Below are 19,991 nucleotides of genomic sequence, written 5' to 3'. Positions count from 1 at the left end.
CTGCCAATTACTCGGCAGCAGCTTCTTCAGCGGCGGCTTCTTCGGCCGGAGCTTCTTCAACAGCAACTTCTTCAGCCGGAGCGGCAGCAGCCTCAGCGGCAGCAGCAGCCTTCTCGGCACGCTCTTCAGCACGCTCAACGGCTTTCTGACCCGGCTTGCCTTTGTCCAGGTTAGCGCGCTTCTTGGCTTCAAGAACACCAGCGGCTTCGAGGAAGCGGGCGACGCGGTCGGTCGGCTTCGCGCCTTTGCCGATCCAATGCTTGATGCGGTCCACGTCCATGCGAACGCGGTCTTCGCTGTCTTTAGCGAGCATCGGGTTGTAGGTGCCGACTTTTTCGATGAATTTACCATCGCGCGGGGAGCGGGTGTCCGAGATTACGATGCGGTAGTACGGACGTTTCTTGGCGCCACCACGGGCGAGACGAATTGCAATAGCCATTTTTTCAGTTCCTTCAGTGTATCCATTACGGATTGAGTTAGTTGATTAAAGTTCGCCTTCTCAGGAGAAGAGTTTGTCAAAGCCCGGCGGCATGGCGCCTGGCATTTGGGGGAAACCGCCTTTTTTGCCCATTTTGGACATTTTCTTCATCATTTTGGCCATTTCCATATGCATCTTGAGGAGCTTGTTCACGTCGGCGACGCTGACGCCCGAGCCCGCCGCGATCCGCTTCTTGCGGGATGCCGCGATGATCTGCGGCTTCTTGCGTTCGATCGGTGTCATGGAAGAAATGATCGCTTCCTGACGCTTGAATACCTTGTCGTCCATCTGGGCGCCCTTCATGGCCGACTTCAGCTTGCCCATGCCGGGCAACATGCCGAGGACACCCTTCATGCCGCCCAGTTTGGACATCTGCTGCAGCTGGCTGCGCAGGTCCTCGAGATCGAATTCGCCCTTGGCCATTTTCTTGGCCATGCGCTCGGCATCTTCCTTCTCGATGGTTTCGGCGGCCTTCTCAACCAGGCTGACGACATCGCCCATGCCGAGGATGCGGCTGGCCACACGCTCGGGGTGGAAATCCTCCAGCGCGTCCATCTTTTCACCGGTACCGGCGAGCTTGATCGGCTTACCGGTAACAGCACGCATCGAAAGCGCAGCGCCGCCACGGCCGTCACCGTCCATCCGGGTGAGGACGACACCGGTGATGCCGACCTGGGCATCGAATTCCTTGGCCACATTCACCGCGTCCTGACCGGTCAGGCTGTCAGCGACCAGAAGGGTTTCAAGCGGCATGGTGGCATTGCGCACGGCTACAACCTCGGCCATCAGGCTCTGGTCGATATGCAGGCGGCCCGCGGTATCGAGCATGACGACGTCATAGCCCTGCAGCTTGGCGGCATCCATGGCGCGGCGGGCGATATCCACCGGCATCTGGCCCTGGATGATCGGCAGCGTCTTGACGCCGATCTGCTCACCCAAAATCTTGAGCTGCTCCTGTGCTGCCGGACGGCGCACATCGAGGGACGCCATCAGGACCTTCTTGCGCTCTTTCTCGGTCAGCCGCTTGGCAATCTTGGCGGTCGAGGTGGTTTTACCGGAGCCCTGCAGACCGACCATCAGGATGGCGACCGGCGGCACACCAACGGTGTTGATGGCGCTGGATTCAGCCCCCAGCATGGCGACCATTTCGTCATTGACGATCTTGACCACCTGCTGACCCGGGGTAACCGACTTCAGCACCTGCTGGCCGACGGCCTTTTCCTGTACCTTCTTGATGAAGTCCTTGACGACCGGCAGCGCGACATCAGCCTCAAGAAGGGCGACACGCACTTCCCGAAGGGCTTCGGCGACATCCGCTTCCTTAAGCGCACCGCGGCGCTTCAGGCCATCGAAAATACCGCTCAGTCGATCTGACAGGCTATCAAACATCTGCAAGTTCACCTTTGCATCGGTTCCGGTTCAAACGCCCCGTGGAACATGACCATTGAACAAACAAGAATGGCACCAGTGGGCGAATCTCGCTGACTGGTGGGCATCCCGGCCGAGGCCTTTTTAGGACGCTATTCAATTGTCATCTTCCATGGGAAGCGGGTGCTGTTTACGCCCCGCGTGCAGCAGAGTCAAGCGAAAGCGTGGCATTTCCGTATGCACAGCCCACCTGCCGGCCCCCGATTTTCGCCCTAGCTGTCCGCCGGTACAACCAGGTCCGCGACCGCGGTCAGAAGCTCCGGCATCTGCACGGGCTTGCCGACCACAGCATCCATCCCGGCCTCCAGATACGCCTTGGCATCTTCAGGCATGGTATTGGCGGTCAGCGCGATGATCGGCACGCGGCCCCCAGGCCCGTCAAGCGCGCGGATCGCCCGTGTGGCCGCGACGCCGTCCATCACCGGCATCCGCACATCCATCAGGATCAGGTCAAAGGCGTCTTCCGCCTCAACCGCAGCAAGCGCCTGCGCGCCGTCCTCGACCAGAGTGAGCGCCCAGTCAAAACGGGCAAGAAGCTTGCTGATCAGGAGCCGGTTCACGGCATTATCTTCGGCCACCAGAACCCTGAGGGTGCGGCCTTTGAGACGTTCCTCAGCAGAAACGGCATCTGATGGCTCACCACCTGCCCGCCCGGACGCCTGAGCAAGCGGCAGTGACACGCTGAATTCCGAGCCTTGGCCGGGCGTGCTATCCACGCCGATCTCACCATCCATCAAGTCCGCCAGTTCTTTGCAGATAGCAAGGCCGAGCCCGGTGCCTTCATGCTTGCGGTCACTGCCACTTTCGAGCTGGTGGAAACGGGCGAAAAGCTGGTCCTTCTGCGCCATGTCGAAGCCAATACCTGTATCCCGTACCCGCAGGAACAGGCGGTAGCCGTCCCCTTCCACCGAGACAGCCATATGCACAGTCACGGTGCCCTCATCAGTGAATTTGACCGCGTTACTGAGGAAATTGAACAATATCTGCCCGATCCGGACAGCATCGCCCTGCAGCCGCAAATCCTTGGCGCCCTCAAGCTCAAGGACCAGCTTCACGCCTTTTGCCTCGGCGCGGGGGGCAAGCAAATCGACGACGGTGCGGACCAGTTCATGCGGGCGGAAAGGCTGGGGGTTGATCTCGATCTTGCCGGCATCCAGTTTGGCCAGGTCGAGAATGTCGTTGATGACGGCCAGCAGCGTCCGGGCGCTGAACTGGGCGGCGTCCAGCGTTTCCCGTTCCTCCGCGCCAAGCCGGGACTGCGCCAGAATATCCAGCATCCCCAGGACGCCTGTCAGCGGGGTCCTGAGCTCATGGCTGGTGTTGGCGAGGAAAATATCCTTGGCTTCGTTTGCCTTGCGCGCCTGTTCCGCCGCTTCGCGGGCTTCATGCATCTGACGCTTCACAGCCTCATTCATCTGGCCGAGGATCAGCGCCTTTTCCCGGTTGGAGACGGAAAGCCGCTCAGCGTTCCAGAGCGTCCGGTAACGCTGAATGAAGGCGAGAATACTTAGGACCAATCCGCCGCCAAACAGGAAGATCAAGTGCACAGTATATTGGCCAGGCACCATGAGAAGTGCTGCGATAAAGAGACTTCCACCCAAGGTCACCAATAGTCCAAAAATAACCGGTGACAGGGTAATGATCCCAAAGGCCATGATCATCAAAAGCGCATTGGTCAGCTGCAATTGTTCGCCAGAGAGAAACACATGCACAAACACGTTCGCGGTCGAGGCGAGCGCTGCGGGCAACAGGGCAACATGACTTCTGGCCGGACTGATATGGCCTCGCCTGACCAGTAAGGCCGTCATGAGACCGATGATCGCCGTAGCGAGCGCCATGACCATCATCGGTATACGGAAAGGACCCGCGAGCAGGAAATAGTGCGAGGAAGCCAGCAGCACATAGTAGGTGAAGATCACCAGGGAGATCGGGCCAAGCTGCCGCAGATAAATACCGTCGATCGACGCACCTATTTCCCGCTTGATGGAGCGGTGGGTCGTCGCTTTCGGTCTGAAACCAGGGATGGGTAATGAGGCCATACAGCTTTCCCAGCGCGAGCCTGACCCGCGACATCCGGTTAACATCAACCCCAATCATTCCATAAGATCGTTACTTTAATAGAAAAATACAACTTCTTTCCAAAGGAAAAAGGGCGGGAAGTCCCGCCCTTTCCGTAACAAGCTCAGGTGTACCGCTCGGTCACGCGGCCTTATGCGCCTTGATGAAGGCGTCCACTTTTTCTTCCAGAAGCGTCAACGGCACAGGGCCGGTCTTCAGGACGAGATCGTGGAAATCACGGATATCGAACTTGTCGCCAAGCGCCTTGTGCATTTTCTCACGCAGCCGCAGGAGCGTCAGCTCGCCGATCTTGTAGCCGCAAGCCTGGCCGGGCCAGACGATGTAACGCTCGATTTCCGAGACCACGTCGCTCCGGGCCATGCCGGTGTTGGCGATCATATAATCGATCGCCTGCTCGCGGGTCCATTTGTCGGCGTGGATGCCGGTATCGACCACCAGCCGGACCGCGCGGAACAGCTCGGATTGCAGCGCCCCGATCTTGTCCGAATTGGTTTTCTCGAAGCCCATCTCCAGTGCTTCATGCTCGGCATAAAGCGCCCAGCCTTCAACAAAGGCGCCATAGCCCAGGAACTTGCGGAACAAAGGCTTGTCCTTCTGTTCCATCTGCAGCGCGATCTGATAGTGGTGACCCGGGATTGCCTCATGATAGGCCAGTGTGCGCATGCCGTATTTCGGCGTCGCCTTGATGTCATAGAGGTTGGCGAAGAACCGGCCCGGACGGGAACCATCCATCGCCGGCTGCTCATAATAGCCGCCGGGCGCGCCCTGCTCGATGAAGGTCGGCACACGCATGACCTCCACCTTGGCTTTCGGCTTCAGGCGGAACTCATGGGCCATGCCCGCATCGATCTCCTTGATGATGGCGGTATAGTCCTTGAGGATCTGCGCCCGGCCCGCATCCGTGTCCGGATAGTAATATTTCGGGTCCGCGGCAAACTCATTGATCAGCTCACTGAAGGGCTTGGTGATGTCATAGCCCTCGGCTTCGAAAAGCGACAGCATCTGCTTTTCGATCCGCGCCACTTCGCTGAGGCCAAGCGCATGGATTTCAGCCGCCGTCATGTTGGTGGTGGTGTATTTCTTCAGCTGCGTCTGATAGTAGGCGGCACCATCCGGGAACTTCCAGACACCGGCATCATTGGTCGACTTGGCCTTGAGCGTATCGACATAGCCGATGAGCTCATGCCAGATCGGGAAGATGACAGTCTGGATCGCGTCCTTGGTGTCGGCCAGTACACGGGCCTTGTCGTCCGCCGAAACATTGTTCAGCTTGTCGAGCTTGGCCTTGAGCGACACATACAGCGCGTTCTTCTCCACGCCACCGGCGATGAAGCCGGTCATCTGCTTCTTCACCTTCTCGAGGATGAAGGTCGGCGGGATGATGCCCATTTTCTCGCGCTTCTTCAGCTGTTCCATCAGCTGGTCGGCCTGGATGCGCGCCTTCTTCAAGCGTTCGACATAATAGTCTGCATCCTTGAGGTCGGTAATCGCGTGGGTCCCGGTCATGAAGCTCGGGAACTCATTCTGCCAGCCATAAAGCTGGGTCAGCGGATAGTCGTAATATTCGAACTTCTCATTGTCGATTTTCTCATGGAGGTTATAGGCCATGAGGCGCTTGTTGAAGCGCTCGTCAGGGGTGAGGCTCGCATCGTCATAGGACATGAGCGTCGCAAGGTTTTCCTTGGCCTGCTTCATGACCTTGGCGTCATGCGCCAGCGACATATCGTCCAGCTCACCATTGTGGCCGGTGATGCCGTAGCCTTCGAGTATCCTGAGGTTGCTCAGCGTCTGCGGGCTGTCGAGCCCCCGTTCGGCGGTGACCCGGAACAGGAAACTTTCAAAGCTGAACGGCTTGAACCAGAGGAAATTGACGGTCCAGACACCGGCAATGATGATGAGTACGGCCAATAGGCCGGAGACCCCCTTTTTGATCGACATATGTCGCTCCCGTTTTTTGATCTTTATGCGCGGCAGGATAATCCACATGGGCCGACACGCAAGGATTAGTTAAAAGCTTCAACAATCGGACTGCCCCGCCGCCATTAACGCTTCACACAGGCCCACGCGCACGCTATCAAGCTCATGGGAAAAGGGGAGGAAACACAAATGGCGCAATCCGATACCAGCACGGGCAGCCCGCGCGCACTTTACCAGACAATCGGCCTAATTCTCGGCCCCTTGATGTTCGCGATCATCCTGATGCTGACCCCGCCCGCGGGCCTTTCGGAGGCCGCCTGGCATACTGTTGCCGCTGCAACACTGATTGCTACATGGTGGGCGACCGAGGCGATCCCGGTTCCGGCCACCAGCCTGTTGCCGCTCATCCTCCTGCCGCTTCTGGGTGTCACCAGTTCGAAGGAAGCCTCCCTCCCTTACGCCGAACCGGTGATCTTCCTGCTGCTCGGCGGGTTTGTCGCCGCGATGGCGATGCAGAAATGGAACCTGCACCGGCGGATCGCGCTCAACATCCTCGCCCGCGTCGGTGACCACCCCGCCGCACTCATTGGCGGTTTCATGGGCGTGAGCGCGCTTCTGTCCATGTGGATCTCGAACACGGCGACCACGCTGATGATCGTCCCTATCGCTATCACGGTGGCGGAGACCATCCTCAAGGAACGCGTCGAAGGCCACCGCTTCACCATCGCGCTTCTGATCGGCTGCGCCTGGTCAGCCTCGATCGGCGGGCTTGGCACCTATATCGGCACGCCGCCCAACCTGTTCGTGAAGGCCTTCATCTTTGAAACCACGGGCCGCGATATCCAGTTCCTCGAATGGATGGCCTTCGCCATTCCGGTCGTCGTCACCATGGTCCCGGCCGCGTGGCTGGTGCTGACCAAAATCTGCTTCCCGTTCGATGCCCACCTCGTCCGGGGCGGGTCCGAAGTGGTGCAGAAGGAGCTGGAGGCCATGGGCAAGATCACCACGGCCGAGAAGCGCGTGGCTGTCCTGATGACGGTCATGGCGCTTCTCTGGAGCTTCCGGCAGGTGATCGTGAAAACCACCTGGATCACCGACGTCCTGCCGTTTGTCGCCCACATGAGCGACATGCATATCGCTGTCGGCGCCGCGGTCGCCACCTTCCTGATCCCGGCGGGCGGCACCCAAAAGGGCCATGCGCTGCTTGACTGGGAAAATGCCGTGCGGCTGCCCTGGGGCGTGATCCTGCTGTTCGGCGGCGGGCTCAGCCTCGCCGGCGCCATCGGCAAGACCGGTCTCGCCATCTGGCTCGGTGATGCCATGGGCGGGCTCGCCACGGCACCGCTTTATATGATCGTGTTCGCGGTCGTGCTCCTGGTGATCTTCCTGACCGAACTGACCAGCAACACCGCAACCACCGCGGCGCTGGTACCGGTCCTCGGCGCGCTCGCGACCACCGCGAATATCGACCCGATCATGCTGGCCGCGCCCACCGCAATGGCGGCGAGCTGCGCCTTCATGCTGCCGGTCGCCACCGGGCCGAACGCGGTCGTCTTTTCAACAGGCTATCTGAATGTGCCGCATATGGTACGCGCGGGGCTGTGGCTGAATGTTATCGGCACCTTCATCGTGTCCGCAATCTGCTACACGCTGCTGCCGATGATCTTCCACTAAAAGCCGCCTATAGCCCCAGGGCCTTCCGGTCACGTTCGAACGCGTCTTCGAGCGCATTGGCGTGCATGGCGGACAGCATGGGCTTGCCGCCGCGCGCGAACACGGCCAGCGGGTCGAACACATACCGTCTTAGCTTCCGGTGCCCTTCCCGGTGATAGCGCACAGGGATCAGACGGAAGAAAAGCGTGTTGAACGCCCGGTAAAGCCCAAGTATAGGACCGCCGATGGAGCGGTTCTTGCGGTAATCACCCCCACCGAACGCAGGCAGACCGGGAATGAGACTGCCGAAAGCATCCGCCACCGTTTCCGCAGGCGACGCCAGCAGCGCATCATAATCGAAAACCCGCACATGGTCGGCGCCGAAGCTTTTGCCGAGCTTCTCCACCACCGGTTTCCAGCTGAGCGTCTTATCTCCAAGGGCTGCCGCATAGCGGTCCAGGGACCAACTCAGCCCCCGCCGGACTTCCTGCACATAATAGGACGGGATGTAGGAGACGAAGTCGCGCACGAAAAACACCACCTCAACCCGGTAGCCTTCGAACAGGCGCTCCAGCATCGGGAGCGCCACCTTCGCATCCGGGAAGAAACCCGGTTTGTCGCGCAGGAAGGGCTCACCGAGCATGGATTCATTCGAGATAATCACGGTATGGATGCCGTTCTCCGCGAACAATTCCTCAAGCCGGGCCCGGCCACGGGCGAGCACTCGCTCCTCCGCCCGGCCTTTCCTCAGCGCCACCAGCACATTATGAAGCGGGTCGACCTGCCCGCGGCCGATCAGCCGCTCCGGGCACACTACGCCCAAATCCCGCAGGGCATCCGCATTGTCATAGAGGAAATGCTGCAGGCTGGTCGAACCGGTTTTGGGTGCGCCTGCATGCAGGATGACGGTGGGCTTTCGTGTTTCTGCCTCAGGCATGGGGTCAGACATGGGATCAGGCATGGGCCGCCGCCTCCCACACGTCCAAAGGTGCGTCGGTCATGGCATGGCTGAGAAACGCGCGGTTTTCATCCCGGTACTGGGCGAGCATGGCTGCCCGCGCCTCGTCTTCAAGCTTCAGGACCACCGGGGCATCGGTCATCGCCCGGATGGAGGCCAGATCATCCGGCGTGAGCGTAAGGCCCGCGGCGTCCAGCACGGCGGCGTCATCGCGCCCCTCCCGCCGCCTGAGCGCCGGGAACAGCTTTTCACGCCGCCACGCGATATCATAGCCGAGATTGAGCCAGTTGAGCGCAAGCAGAAGCTTGAGGTCGGCCTCGCCGAAGCTGGCATTGCCGCGGAAGGGATGACCCCCGACGCGGACCGCCTCATCCACGCGCAGGAAAGCAAGCGCGTCATCCCCCGCCTGTCCTTTGGGCCAGGCTTCCAGCACCTGAAAACGGCAGTGACCGCCGAGGCCCGCTTTATCCGCCTCCGCCGCCAGCCGCATCCAGGAAAGCGCGGCCGTATCGACGCGTTTCAGGAAAGCCGGGAAGTCGCCCGCGAAACCGAAAGCGACCCGGAAGGCATAGACGGATTCGAGATATTTATCCTGCCGCCTGACCACCATGCGCGCCGCCATGTCGACCCGGTCTCCAAGCGCGGCAAGCGCACCTGCGAAGGTCGCGAACCCGGGATAGAAGGCATCGTCATAGAGCCCCGGCATGGTGCCTGTCAGGTTTTCCTCGCTCACGAGCACATGGTTTTCCGGCAAGGCCTCGATGGCATCCGCGATCTTGGCGAGCCCGCCTTTGCGGCCGAACGGCCAGCGCCCGCCCCGGTAAAGCCCGCGCAGGTCCACGGCTGCGTCCGGCGCCTCCATGTCTTCGCGCAGGAAAAGCGCGACACCGCCCGCGGCAAGGTCCGCACGCTTCTTCCTGAGAAGTGCCTGGATCGCTGAGGAGGCGCAGCGGTGTGCGCCCATGTGAACCGTGAGTTTTTTCATATCTGCCGATGTAAAGGAGGGGAGCCGCCTTGTCCATCGCCAGAAATTGCCCAAAATTGTGCCAGGCACATGCATCAGGGCATAGACTCTCGCCCCAAAACCCCCATATAAGCGGCGCATGAGCATACATTTGCATACGCGCCCGTTCCTCAAGATGCATGGACTGGGCAATGATTTTATCATCTTCGACGCCCGTGAACATCCGCTCGCGCTGGCGGCAGATGATGTGCGCGCGCTTTCGAACCGCCGCCGCGGCATCGGCTGCGACCAGCTCATCGTGATGAAGCCGAGCGACCGTGCCGACGTGTTCATGGAAATCTGGAACGCCGATGGCAGCCGGGTCGGGGCCTGCGGCAACGCCACCCGCTGTATCGGCAAGATCATGCTGGAGGAAACCGGCCGCGACCTTATCAGCATCGAAACCGAAGCGGGCCTCCTCAGCGCCAAATGGGACAGCACTGATATCAGCGTCAATATGGGCCTGGCCCGGACGGCGTGGGACGAAATCCCCCTCGCGCGCGAGATGGACACCCTTCATGTGGAGCTGACCGTCGGGGAGCTTTCCGACCCGGTCTGCGTCAATATGGGTAACCCGCACGCGGTCTTCTTCGTGCCCGACGCCGAAGAGATTGACCTCGCCACGCTTGGGCCTGAGCTCGAACACCATCCGCTGTTCCCCGAGCGCGTGAACGCCTCGGTCGCCAGCGTGAGCGGGGACACCATCCGCCTGCGCGTTTGGGAACGCGGTGCCGGCATCACCGAAGCCTGCGGGTCCGCAGCCTGCGCTGTCACCGTGGCCGCAAGCAGGCGCGGGCTTACCGGCCGCAAAGCCACTGTCCTTCTGGATGGCGGCCCCCTGCGTATGGAATGGCTGGCTGACGGCACCGTCCAGATGGCCGGAAGCACCACACTTTCCTTCACCGGTGAGGTGGCGATATGAGCGACAAGCTGGACATCGTCACCTTCGGCTGCCGCCTCAACGCCTATGAAAGCGAAGTGATGCGCCGCCACGCCGAGGAAGCCGGGCTGGATGATATGATCATCGTCAACACCTGCGCGGTCACGGCCGAAGCCACCCGGCAGGCGCGGCAGTCGATCCGTAAGCTGAAGCGCGAGCGGCCGGACACGCCGATCATCGTCACCGGCTGCGCGGCGCAGATCGACCCCGAACAGTTCGCCAGCATGGAAGAGGTCGCCAAGGTCCTCGGCAACCAGGAAAAGCTGGAAGCCAAGTCCTTTAAGGGCCTCAGCCTCGAAGGCGCCGAGCGCGTGCAGGTGAATGACATTTTCTCGGTCACGGAAACTGCCGGTCACCTGATCGAGGGCTTCGGTGAGCGCGCCCGCGCGTTCGTGCAGATCCAGAACGGCTGCAACCACCGCTGCACCTTCTGCATCATCCCCTACGGCCGCGGTAACAGCCGCTCGGTCGCCATGGGCGAGGTGGTGGACCAGATCAAACAGCTGGTCGACCGCGGCTTCAAGGAAGTGGTGCTGACCGGTGTGGACATCACCAGCTTCGGCGAGGACCTGCCGGGCACGCCGAGCTTGGGCACGCTTGTTCAGAAAATCCTCAAGCTGGTGCCGGACCTGCCGCGCCTGCGCATCTCGTCCATCGACAGCATCGAGGTCGATGAGCCCTTGTATGACGCCATCATCAATGACGCGCGGGTCATGCCGCACCTGCACCTGAGCCTGCAGGCGGGGGACAATATGATCCTCAAGCGCATGAAACGGCGGCACCTGCGTGAGCAAGCCATCGAGTTCGCCACCCGCGTGAAGCGCGAACGGCCCGACATGGTGTTCGGCGCCGACATTATCGCCGGCTTCCCGACCGAAACCGAAGAGATGTTCGAGAACAGCCTGAAGCTGGTGGAAGAGTGCGACCTGACCTGGCTGCACGTCTTCCCCTATTCGGAGCGCGAGGGCACACCCGCCGCCAAAATCCCGAACCAGGTACCGAAGGCCGTCAGGAAAGAACGCGCCGCCCGCCTGCGCGCTATCGGTGACGCTCAGGTCGCCAAGCTGTTCGCCGCCAGCGCCGGCAAAACCGCCAAGGTGCTGGTCGAACGCGTCGGCCATGACGGCCTCGCCATGGGCCACACCGAACAATTCATCCCCGTGATGCTGGACGCCCACGCCGAGCCCGGCGATATCGTCACCGTCACGCTTGCCCCCCATGACCAGAATGCCATGAAGGGCATTCCGATCCGGGGGTAATATATTTTCTCGTCACCCGCCGACTTGATCGGCGGGCCCAGGAACACCAACGCCTGAGTTCCTGGATTCGCCGGTCAAGCCGTCGAATGACGAAGGTAGAGATTGAAGACTGAGACGGACAGATATGGCCGAAGAAAAGAAAAGCTGGTTTCAGCGCCTGCGTGGCAAGAAATCCGAACAGGAAGCGCAAGCTGAGGGTCAGCCTGCCGCTGAAGCGCCGGTAGAAGTTCAGCCGGAGCCCACGCAAGAGCCCGAAGCGCTGGTGGAGACCGTGCCGCTGGCAGAGCCCACGGCTGCGCCAGAAGTTGAGGCTGCGCCTGAGCCCGCTCCTGAGCCGGAACCAACTCCTGTAGCAGAAGAACCCGCCGCTGAAGAACCGGCCCCTGAAGAGCCCACCGAAGCCAAGCCACAGCGCAGTTGGTTCCAGCGCCTGAAGGACGGGCTGAAGAAATCCACCAGCGCGCTGTCGGGCGGGATTGCTGGCATCTTCACCCAGGCCAAGCTGGATGACGACACGCTGGAGGAGCTTGAAGACCTTCTGATCACCTCCGACCTCGGGGTGACTGTCGCCTCCAAGCTGACCACCGCGCTCGCCAAGGGCCGCTACAACAAGGAAATCTCGGGCGAAGAGGTGAAGCAAGTCCTCGCCGCCGAGATTGAAGCCATGCTGGCGCCGGTCGCCAAGCCGCTTGTCATCAATGACGCCAACAAACCGCACATCATCCTGATGGCGGGCGTGAATGGCGCCGGGAAAACCACCACCATCGGCAAGCTCGCCAAGAAATTCCGTGAGGACGGCAAGTCGGTCATGCTGGCGGCGGGTGACACGTTCCGCGCCGCGGCGGTCGAGCAGCTTCAGGTCTGGGGTGAGCGCAACAATGTGCCGGTCGTGACCAAGGAAATCGGCTCAGACGCCGCCGCCCTCGCCTATGAAGCGGTCGAACGCGCCGCACGCGAAGGCATCGACGTGCTGCTGATCGACACCGCAGGCCGCCTGCAGAACCGCGAGGAACTGATGGCCGAGCTCGCCAAGGTCGTCCGCGTCATCGGCAAGAAGATCGAGGGCGCGCCGCATGACACGGTCATCGTGCTCGACGCCACCACCGGCCAGAACGCCATCCATCAGGTGGAAGTGTTCCAGAAGCTCGCCAACATCTCCGGCATCGTCATGACCAAGCTGGACGGGTCGGCGCGCGGCGGTGTGCTGGTGGCCTGCGCCGACAAGTTCGGCCTGCCGGTCCATGCCATCGGTGTCGGCGAAGCCATCGACGACCTGCAGCCCTTCTCCGCGCGCGAGTTCGCCCGCGCGCTTGTCGGGCTTGAGGGCTAGCTTGGGTCGAAACTGACGACCATATTGCCTTTCATGGCCTTCACTGATTGCATCAGCTTGATGCCCTTGTCGATCTGCTCCTGAGTTGCGGGCCAGCTCGCCTTGTCATCGGGGTCAAAACCATGACCGCGCCATTCCAGGTGATGGTTGATGAGCACGTTGCCCACAACCATGAAGGCAAATATCCCGATTTCCCCGACGCCGCCTTCGTATCCCTTCATCAGGGGCTTGCCGACAACACGCGGACATGTGATCTGAACCAGGGCGGTATTGTCGTCCATGGACAATATCTTTTCCTTGAAGCCCCAGCAGACGGATTTGAATGTCGTCAGATTATAGTCTTTCCACATCTTCGCCGGGATCACCCGATTGATGCGGCCGGCATTGATGGCAAAAAGGGTTTTCCAGCTATCAAAACTCTCTGCGGCAGGGATCAGTTCGAAGACAAAATCATTACCCCGTTGCTGCCTGTAGGGCTTGACCTCCTTGAGCAGGTTCTCGCCTTTGCTAATCCAGGGCGGTGCGCCATACTGGAAGGTCACCCCATAAAGGTTGATCACCGATGAAATTTTTGGAGCCTCCGCCGATGCGGACGCGGATATGAACAGCAATAAAAATACAGACAAAAGGCGCATGATTTCCCCCATAGATAGCCAATGCGTCAGCGACCATAGTGTCGGAAAAGCCCGATCTGGTAAATTGAAATAATGCGCCCAAACTTCAGGGCAGAAGGAGGCGAAGGCCATACGCCCCTAGCTTGCATCTTTCCCGCCACCTCTGTATGGCTTGGGCCTAGGGCTTAGATTGGGGGGAAGCAGCCGTGGGCATTCTTGACTATTTTATCTTCGGGACCGTTGCGATCGTCTTCGGCTACCTGCTGTTCAAACTGTGGGACAGGCTGGAAAGCAAGAAGAGCACCCGGGTGATCAAGGACCCGACCTGGCTGGCGCCGGAGGACGGGACACCGGCTGAAGCGCGGGCAGGCGCAGAGGCTAAAACCAGCTTCGATCACCAGGAAATTTATAATTTTTCCGACGCTTTCATCGGCACGCTTAAGGGCGCGCTGGCGGCACCGTCATCGGCGCGGCTCCGGCGCCTCAGAACGGTTCTCGCCGCCCCGCAAACCCAGGACGCCAGGCTTTGGCAGGACATGAGCATGCGCCTGTCACAAACCGCGGCGAGCTATCCGGTCGAATTTCTGGCGTTGGTCGAAACCCTGGCCAAGCATACAGACGAGGGGCCCCTCCGTGGTTCCGCCCAACACCTGGCGCGCCACACCCGCGCCAAGGACAGGAAACTGGGCTCCGTCATCGGCGACATGCTGCCCTGGAACCTTTAGACTCACCCAATCCTATTGTGCCGCGCCACCCTTAATATGCGCGGCCTTCCAGTCCATCGCCATGCGGATGCGGCTTTTGGCTGAGGGGTGATCATAGAAGATCATTTCCTCAATCGGGCCCGGCGCCAGCTTGCGGTACTGTGCGAGCTTCAGGGTGATGGTGGCGAAGCCGTCCGGCTCCCGCGCGGCGTTGAGGCCGTAGGCGTCCGCCGCCGCTTCCTCATGCCGGGTGATCGAATTGGTCACCGGCGTCATCACCATCATGTAAACGGACAGGAGCGCGAACATCAGCGGCAGGTTGGCCATATCGTCGAGGCCCCTGAGGCCCCAGCCCTGCCCCCAACGCGCCACCACGCGCGGGTAAGCCAGCGTAATAAACAGGTAGCCTGCGCCCAGGACCGCGCTCAGTTCCAGAATGAGCCAGTAGACGTGGCCGAGCATATAGTGGCCGAGCTCATGCCCGACCACGGCCTTGATTTCCGGCAGCGTACCGCGCTTCAACAGGTTGTCGGCCAGCGAGATGCGCTTGGTGCCGAACAGGCCGGAGACATTGGCGGTAATGCGGTCCGACTGTTTGGATTCGTTATAGACATAGACATGGTCGAACACCGCGCCTTGTTCGCGCGCCATGGTGAGGATCGCCTGTTCGACCTTCTGGTCCTTGAGTGGTTCATAGTCATTGAACAGCGGCGCGATGAACACTGGTGAGATCAGGATGACGACGGCGAAGAAGGCCGCGGTGATGCCCGTGCCCCACAGCCACCAGCGCGCGCCCGTCTTGCGGACCAGCGCATAAATGACGGCGATGAACAGCCCGAGCGCGACGACGCTGATGCCCATCCCGATGGCCTTATCGGCCAGCCAGCCAAGGAAGCTCTGGTTCGCGAGGCCATACTGATGCTCGCGGATAAAACCGGTATAGACCATCCACGGCAGGGTGATGAGGCTGCTGAGGAGCACATAAATGGCGGCAAACAGGAAGGTCTGGAGGAAGCGCCTGCGGCTCCGGCGCTCGCACCAGTCGCGCACGCGGGCGGAAAAACCTTTGCGGAGGAGAAGCCACGCCACGCCGAGACTATAGACCGTGTCCCACAGGATGAGCCAGTAGCCACCCTCGAAATAAGCGTCAGACTGGGCCCGCGCGGTGCCGGAAACTGTCGCCAGATAGGCCTCGGTCGCGTCCTTCGGGTCAAAATGCGCCCCGGTACCCGCAGCGGCGTCCGCCGCCGTTTGCGCCCAGGCCGGATGCCCCAGAACAAGCGCCATCCCCGCCAGCACCAGAAAAGCGGCCGCAGCCGCCATTGCTTTACGCATGAAAAATCTCCCTCGCCATCTTTCAATTATCGTAAAACAATAATTTTTAGATGTCGAGGGAGATTGTAAAGCCATTGCCTGCGGAAGACTTACTCTTCCCAGGGCGGGTTTTTCACACCGTGGGTCATACGGGCGATGGTGTCGTCCTTTTTGACGATCTGGTGGTAAAGCGCGCCCGCGATATGGAGCACGACGAAGCCGGTAAGCACCCACCAGATCGTTTCATGCACTTCTTCCCACACTTCGTGGGCGGCATGGTCATTGGCGAGCGGCGATGCGATCTGGAACAAGCCGTAGAAGGGGACCGGCACCTGCGCGGTGAACAGCGTCATGATGCCCGCGCCGATGAGCGCGAAGATCAACAGGTACAGAAGCCCGTGCGTAAGCGCGGCCACCCGGTTGAGCATGACGGCGGCGGGATCTAAGGGCGCAGGCGCCTCGCCCTTGAAGCGCACCAGCACGCGCAGCACCATCAGCATCAGCGCCAAAAGCCCGGTGGAGGCATGCAGCTGCATCAGCGAGGTCTTGTCCGGCCCGCGTTCCATGTCGGCGAAAATCAGCCCGACGATGCTCATGCCCACGAGAACGAGGAAAATGATCCAGTGCAGCGCCTTCGAGGCGGTGCCGTACTCTATTTTGCTATTCCAAAGTGCCATAGGTCGGTTCTCCTGCCTTTAATACGAGACGGGGGCTAATGCCCCTTTGCCCTATACCCTCGGCTGACAGTCTGAGGCCTGAACAGGGGCCCGGTCAACTGTCTTGATGCCGCGCCTCAGTGGACAAATGCCCTAGCGAAAAGCGACTTCCGCACATTCACCGGCCTTAATCTCAACCTTTGCAGGGTCGTCATACGACAAATCATAAACTTGTATGGACCCATGTTTATCTTGAGGCTCGACCCGATATATGCCCGGCAGCACATCAAACTCAAACCAACCTTCCGCATCAGACTCAGCTTGATACCGTTGCTTTCCGGAAAAGGCCTCGAATTTTATGCCGGACATATCCTTCTTATCGAAGCTATACACCCGCCCTCGAATACTGCCTGTTTTGCTCGTCGCATGCTTCTTCAAAACCGCAGAGACCTGCTTTATATTAGCCGCACTTTCACTCAGAAGTCCGTTATTGTCGCCACCGCCGATGAAATAGCCGTTCAAAAGCGGATCGTCAGGATTGCGGCGCAATTTGGCAAACAGGAGGTATTCTTTCCCAACATCCAGATATTGGGCACCACTATTCCAGCCGGTATTGATGTCGAAAACCTCTTGTTGGGGTCCTTTGAAAACTGTCAGAACCTTCACTCGGTAGGTGATGGTCTCCGCCGACCCTTCGGCATCATAATGGTCCGTCTCCTTCAGGACTTTCCCTGTCAAGACGAGGTCGTTATGAAAAACCTCCGTACAAATTCTTCGCGGATGAGGGTAGAGGAAAAAGGCCTGTGATGACGTTGACATACTGAGCACTAAAACCACAGTCAGCGGCATCAATCGAAGCCAACTACTCATCCCTTCCTCCTCTATATCGGACCGCGGGATTCAAGTCTTAATCCTTGTCAGGATTGTGACGCTCTTCTCAGGAAAGCCCGCGAGCGATTTCCACCACTTTGTCCCACGCGGCCATCACGTGGCTGCGCTCCGTCTGCACCGCGCCGATCTGGATGCGGATGACCGGGCGGTCGTCCACCAGCGTGCGGGTGAGATAGGTGAAACCGTCATCATTGACCGCCTGCAACAGTCTATCCGACAGCGCATCCACGGCCTCATCCTCCATACCTTTCGGGCGGTAACGGAAGCTCATGAGCGACAGGATCGGGCCGGTGACCAGCTCGAAATCGTCGGTCGTGCGGATGACATCGGCCAGCTCCCGCGCCCAGGCGACATGGTTGCGGATCATGGTGCGCAGCCCTTCCACGCCGTAGGAGCGAATGACGAACCACAGCTTCAGCGCGCGCATCCGGCGGCCGAGCTGGATGCCCCAGTCACGGTAATCGGTGACGCCTTCGCGGGTTTTCAGGTAGGCCGGGGCGATCGAGAAGGTGCGGACCAGCGTTTCACGCTCACGCACATAATGGGCCGAGCAGTCGAACTGAACGCCCATCCATTTATGCGGGTTGAAGACGAAGCTGTCCGCGCTTTCGATGCCGTCGAGCAGATGGCGGAACTCGGGGCAGATCATCGCGCTGCCGGCCCAGGCGGCATCGACATGGAACAGCGCACCGTTCGCGCGGGCGATGATGCCGATGGCTTGAAGCGGGTCACACGCGCCGACGCCAGTGGTGCCGACCGTCGCCATCACCATCGCGGGCTTCACGCCGTTCTTGCGGTCCTCCTCCATCATCGCGGCGAGGGCTGCGGGCTGCATGGCGCGGTCTTTATCCGTCGGCACGAAGCGGAGCGACGCCCGGCCGAGCCCCGCCATCTTGACCGCTTTTTCAAGCGAGCTGTGGGCTTCGGCGCTGGTATAGAAGGCAAGCTTGGGCGCGTCCTGAAGGCCGTCGGCGTTCACGGCCCAGTCGGTCGCCCGTTCCCGCGCCATCAGGACGGCGCAGAAAGTGGCGCTGGAGGCCGTGTCCTGAATGACGCCGGACCAGTCCTTCGGCAGCTTCAGCATGGTACCGAGCCACGCCAGCATCTGTTCCTCAAGCTCGGTCGCCGCCGGGCTTGTCTCCCACAGCATGGCGTTGACGCCCATCGCACTCACCAGCATTTCGGCGAGGACGGAGGGCGGCGTGACGTTGGCCGGGAAATAGGCGAAGAAGCGCGGGTGCTGCCAGTGGGTGACGCCGGGCACGATGATACGCTCGAAATCCGCCATCAGATCCGCGAACGGTTCGCCGCCCTCGGGCGGCAGGGCCGGAAGCTGGGCCTTGATCTCGCCCGGCGCGGTCTGCGCGCGCACGGGATAGTCCGCAACCTTGTCCATGTATCCCGCCATCCAATCGACGATCTCATGGGCGTTTTTCTGGAATTCACGGCTGTCCATGGCGCTGACTCCTCTCTTCTACGGCTCTCACATACAGAACGCCTTCTGTATAGGCTGCGCCAAACCGCATGACCATGCCGTAGGAGGAATAGGCCAATATCAAAGAGTGAATAGCCGCACGCGCGGTGCCGCCGAAAGCCCCGCTAGACCCATTTGAACCCGGCACGGATGATACCATGGTCGCTGGTATATTTGGCGTCATCCTCCAGATAATCGTTCCAGACCTTGGTTTCGGTATGACGCCAAAGCGCGTCCGTCGACGGCTCGAAAAACTGTTCGGATACCAGAATATGGTCCAGCGTATCCTTCAACCGGTTGAAGTCATGCGTATAGAAAACATCGCGGAATGATCTCAGTTGCTGCAACTGAAGCGCACTATAAAGCCCCACATCGGCCCCACGGGCCGTCGGCATCAGGGACGGCTGTTCTGTCAGCAGCGCTAGCGTATTGGAGCGCGGGTCGTCATTCATATCGCCCAGAACGACAACAGGTCTGTCCGTCCTTTTCATCTTATCCGTCAGGATGCAGCGCAAGGCAGCTGCCTCAGCCGTACGGCGGATGGTGGAAACTGCCGCTCCCATAGCGCTTTGATGATTTTTCGCTGCCCGGGTGAGATGGGTGGGAAGCTTCGATTTCAGATGTGCCGCAAACACGGTGACATCAGGGGCGTCACTTGCGGGATTCTCCAGCGTCGCCTCTATCACCGTCCGCGAGAAGCGGTTGATCCGGACATCGACCTCGTCATCCTCCCCGCCCTGCTGCTTTGCCTTGTAGAGGCTTTTGAAAGGAAACTCCTTGTGAAGTTTCTTGGCCTTGAGTTTCCAGGGCGGCCGCACAGCCATGGCGACTGCAATGTCGTACCAACTGTCCGCGATGAAGATGAGCTTATAGTCAGGAAAGGCGGAGAAGACGTCTTGAAGGCATTTCGGGTTCCACAGTTCCTGGAAGGCGATGACGTCGGCATCCAGGCGGCCAATCATGTCGCTGGTCCAGGCGACCTTCTGGTCATAGAGCTTCTGCGGCACCTTCCTGCCGCGCATCTTTTTCCCCGCTTCTTGGAAGTTATAGAGATTGAATGATGCAAAACTGATATCGCCAGTCATCGTTGCCTCCCTCCGATCCTGCGGCCTGAGGGGTATTTATAACACGTATTGCGATAGTATTCTGTTCTTATTCGTGTGCTGGCGCTCAAACGGGGGGGCATGACACACGGCAAGGCCCGCCAAAGTCGGCCCACCGCGCTTCTGACTCGCAAAATCCCGATAACCTCTGTATAAGCCGCGCCAAACGGCATGAGCATGCTGCAAGATG

The 19,991-nt window shown here is 60.2% G+C and carries 17 protein-coding genes; 5 read left to right on the top strand and 12 right to left on the bottom strand.

Annotated features, from left to right (window positions below):
- Positions 1-7: 7 nt before the first annotated feature.
- The 4 genes from rpsP to K6118_RS16645 all read right to left on the bottom strand — a co-directional run bounded on the left by rpsP (position 8) and on the right by K6118_RS16645 (position 5,923).
- Complete coding sequence (gene rpsP, locus K6118_RS17590; RefSeq protein WP_343269995.1) at positions 8-439, bottom strand: 30S ribosomal protein S16; 432 nt, start codon at positions 437-439, stop codon at positions 8-10.
- Between the two features lie 60 nt (positions 440-499).
- Positions 500-1,867, bottom strand: coding sequence for a signal recognition particle protein (gene ffh, locus K6118_RS16655; RefSeq protein ID WP_247121624.1), 1,368 nt, complete (start codon positions 1,865-1,867; stop codon positions 500-502).
- Positions 1,868-2,118: 251 nt separating this feature from the next.
- On the bottom strand, positions 2,119-3,945 hold the full coding sequence (locus K6118_RS16650; RefSeq protein WP_247121622.1) for an ATP-binding protein: 1,827 nt from the start codon (positions 3,943-3,945) through the stop codon (positions 2,119-2,121).
- A gap of 160 nt (positions 3,946-4,105) precedes the next feature.
- Entirely contained in the window at positions 4,106-5,923 is a 1,818-nt protein-coding gene (locus K6118_RS16645) for a DUF885 domain-containing protein (protein ID WP_247121621.1), read from the bottom strand.
- Positions 5,924-6,091: 168 nt separating this feature from the next.
- Between K6118_RS16645 and K6118_RS16640 the strand changes: the two genes are divergently transcribed.
- The gene (locus K6118_RS16640; protein ID WP_247121619.1) at positions 6,092-7,576 is read left to right on the top strand and encodes an SLC13 family permease; all 1,485 of its coding nucleotides are present in this window, start codon (positions 6,092-6,094) and stop codon (positions 7,574-7,576) included.
- Between the two features lie 7 nt (positions 7,577-7,583).
- Here K6118_RS16640 and K6118_RS16635 read toward each other — a convergent pair whose 3' ends face one another.
- Together K6118_RS16635 and K6118_RS16630 are read right to left on the bottom strand one after the other, a co-directional pair.
- On the bottom strand, positions 7,584-8,516 hold the full coding sequence (locus tag K6118_RS16635) for a hypothetical protein (protein WP_247121618.1): 933 nt from the start codon (positions 8,514-8,516) through the stop codon (positions 7,584-7,586).
- A complete protein-coding gene (locus tag K6118_RS16630; RefSeq protein WP_247121617.1) occupies positions 8,509-9,498 on the bottom strand; it encodes a hypothetical protein in 990 nt (329 codons plus the stop codon). The genes K6118_RS16635 and K6118_RS16630 overlap by 8 nt, the downstream gene beginning before the upstream one ends.
- A gap of 118 nt (positions 9,499-9,616) precedes the next feature.
- On the opposite strand from K6118_RS16630, the gene dapF reads away from it, so the two are divergent.
- The 3 genes from dapF (at position 9,617) to ftsY (ending at position 13,045) form a co-directional block, all read left to right on the top strand.
- Positions 9,617-10,438 (top strand): diaminopimelate epimerase, encoded by an 822-nt coding sequence (dapF, locus tag K6118_RS16625; RefSeq protein WP_247121616.1) that lies wholly within the window; start codon positions 9,617-9,619, stop codon positions 10,436-10,438.
- Positions 10,435-11,715, top strand: coding sequence for a tRNA (N(6)-L-threonylcarbamoyladenosine(37)-C(2))-methylthiotransferase MtaB (gene mtaB / locus K6118_RS16620; protein ID WP_247121615.1), 1,281 nt, complete (start codon positions 10,435-10,437; stop codon positions 11,713-11,715). Before dapF ends, mtaB begins: the two co-directional genes overlap by 4 nt.
- 124 nt (positions 11,716-11,839) lie before the next feature.
- Positions 11,840-13,045 carry a signal recognition particle-docking protein FtsY gene (gene ftsY, locus K6118_RS16615; protein WP_247121614.1) on the top strand — a complete coding sequence of 402 codons (1,206 nt, stop codon included), beginning with the start codon at positions 11,840-11,842 and terminating at the stop codon, positions 13,043-13,045.
- Here the strand turns inward: ftsY and K6118_RS16610 are convergent.
- Positions 13,042-13,791 (bottom strand): hypothetical protein, encoded by a 750-nt coding sequence (locus tag K6118_RS16610; protein ID WP_247121613.1) that lies wholly within the window; start codon positions 13,789-13,791, stop codon positions 13,042-13,044. The two genes, ftsY and K6118_RS16610, sit on opposite strands and share 4 nt — an antisense overlap.
- Before the next feature lie 74 nt (positions 13,792-13,865).
- Between K6118_RS16610 and K6118_RS16605 the strand changes: the two genes are divergently transcribed.
- Positions 13,866-14,384 carry a hypothetical protein gene (locus tag K6118_RS16605; RefSeq protein ID WP_247121612.1) on the top strand — a complete coding sequence of 173 codons (519 nt, stop codon included), beginning with the start codon at positions 13,866-13,868 and terminating at the stop codon, positions 14,382-14,384.
- 12 nt (positions 14,385-14,396) lie between these two features.
- On the opposite strand, the gene K6118_RS16600 is transcribed toward K6118_RS16605, so the two are convergent.
- From K6118_RS16600 to K6118_RS16580, 5 genes are all read right to left on the bottom strand, one after another.
- Positions 14,397-15,698: a M48 family metallopeptidase gene (locus K6118_RS16600; RefSeq protein ID WP_247121611.1), complete on the bottom strand. Its 1,302-nt coding sequence runs from the start codon at positions 15,696-15,698 to the stop codon at positions 14,397-14,399.
- 89 nt (positions 15,699-15,787) lie between these two features.
- Positions 15,788-16,354 (bottom strand): cytochrome b, encoded by a 567-nt coding sequence (locus K6118_RS16595; protein ID WP_247121610.1) that lies wholly within the window; start codon positions 16,352-16,354, stop codon positions 15,788-15,790.
- A gap of 132 nt (positions 16,355-16,486) precedes the next feature.
- Positions 16,487-17,203: a hypothetical protein gene (locus tag K6118_RS16590; protein ID WP_247121609.1), complete on the bottom strand. Its 717-nt coding sequence runs from the start codon at positions 17,201-17,203 to the stop codon at positions 16,487-16,489.
- 67 nt (positions 17,204-17,270) lie between these two features.
- Positions 17,271-18,680: a pyridoxal phosphate-dependent decarboxylase family protein gene (locus K6118_RS16585; RefSeq protein ID WP_247121608.1), complete on the bottom strand. Its 1,410-nt coding sequence runs from the start codon at positions 18,678-18,680 to the stop codon at positions 17,271-17,273.
- Positions 18,681-18,823: 143 nt separating this feature from the next.
- A complete protein-coding gene (locus K6118_RS16580; RefSeq protein ID WP_247121607.1) occupies positions 18,824-19,783 on the bottom strand; it encodes an endonuclease/exonuclease/phosphatase family protein in 960 nt (319 codons plus the stop codon).
- Positions 19,784-19,991: the final 208 nt, after the last annotated feature.

This window comes from Kordiimonas marina, from assembly GCF_023006325.1.
GTDB lineage: Bacteria > Pseudomonadota > Alphaproteobacteria > Sphingomonadales > Kordiimonadaceae > Kordiimonas > Kordiimonas marina.
This window is presented reverse-complemented; position numbering and strand designations above follow the sequence as displayed.

Coding starts and splice junctions, on each gene's coding strand:
- K6118_RS16650 (WP_247121622.1), bottom strand. CDS start 3,945: ATGGCCTCATTACCCATCCCTGGTTTCAGACCGAAAGCGACGACCCAC.
- K6118_RS16630 (WP_247121617.1), bottom strand. CDS start 9,498: ATGAAAAAACTCACGGTTCACATGGGCGCACACCGCTGCGCCTCCTCA.
- K6118_RS16590 (WP_247121609.1), bottom strand. CDS start 17,203: ATGAGTAGTTGGCTTCGATTGATGCCGCTGACTGTGGTTTTAGTGCTC.
- mtaB (WP_247121615.1), top strand. CDS start 10,435: ATGAGCGACAAGCTGGACATCGTCACCTTCGGCTGCCGCCTCAACGCC.
- ffh (WP_247121624.1), bottom strand. CDS start 1,867: ATGTTTGATAGCCTGTCAGATCGACTGAGCGGTATTTTCGATGGCCTG.
- K6118_RS16640 (WP_247121619.1), top strand. CDS start 6,092: ATGGCGCAATCCGATACCAGCACGGGCAGCCCGCGCGCACTTTACCAG.
- rpsP (WP_343269995.1), bottom strand. CDS start 439: ATGGCTATTGCAATTCGTCTCGCCCGTGGTGGCGCCAAGAAACGTCCG.
- K6118_RS16635 (WP_247121618.1), bottom strand. CDS start 8,516: ATGCCTGATCCCATGTCTGACCCCATGCCTGAGGCAGAAACACGAAAG.
- K6118_RS16580 (WP_247121607.1), bottom strand. CDS start 19,783: ATGACTGGCGATATCAGTTTTGCATCATTCAATCTCTATAACTTCCAA.
- dapF (WP_247121616.1), top strand. CDS start 9,617: ATGAGCATACATTTGCATACGCGCCCGTTCCTCAAGATGCATGGACTG.
- K6118_RS16600 (WP_247121611.1), bottom strand. CDS start 15,698: ATGCGTAAAGCAATGGCGGCTGCGGCCGCTTTTCTGGTGCTGGCGGGG.
- K6118_RS16595 (WP_247121610.1), bottom strand. CDS start 16,354: ATGGCACTTTGGAATAGCAAAATAGAGTACGGCACCGCCTCGAAGGCG.
- ftsY (WP_247121614.1), top strand. CDS start 11,840: ATGGCCGAAGAAAAGAAAAGCTGGTTTCAGCGCCTGCGTGGCAAGAAA.
- K6118_RS16585 (WP_247121608.1), bottom strand. CDS start 18,680: ATGGACAGCCGTGAATTCCAGAAAAACGCCCATGAGATCGTCGATTGG.
- K6118_RS16610 (WP_247121613.1), bottom strand. CDS start 13,791: ATGGCCTTCGCCTCCTTCTGCCCTGAAGTTTGGGCGCATTATTTCAAT.
- K6118_RS16645 (WP_247121621.1), bottom strand. CDS start 5,923: ATGTCGATCAAAAAGGGGGTCTCCGGCCTATTGGCCGTACTCATCATC.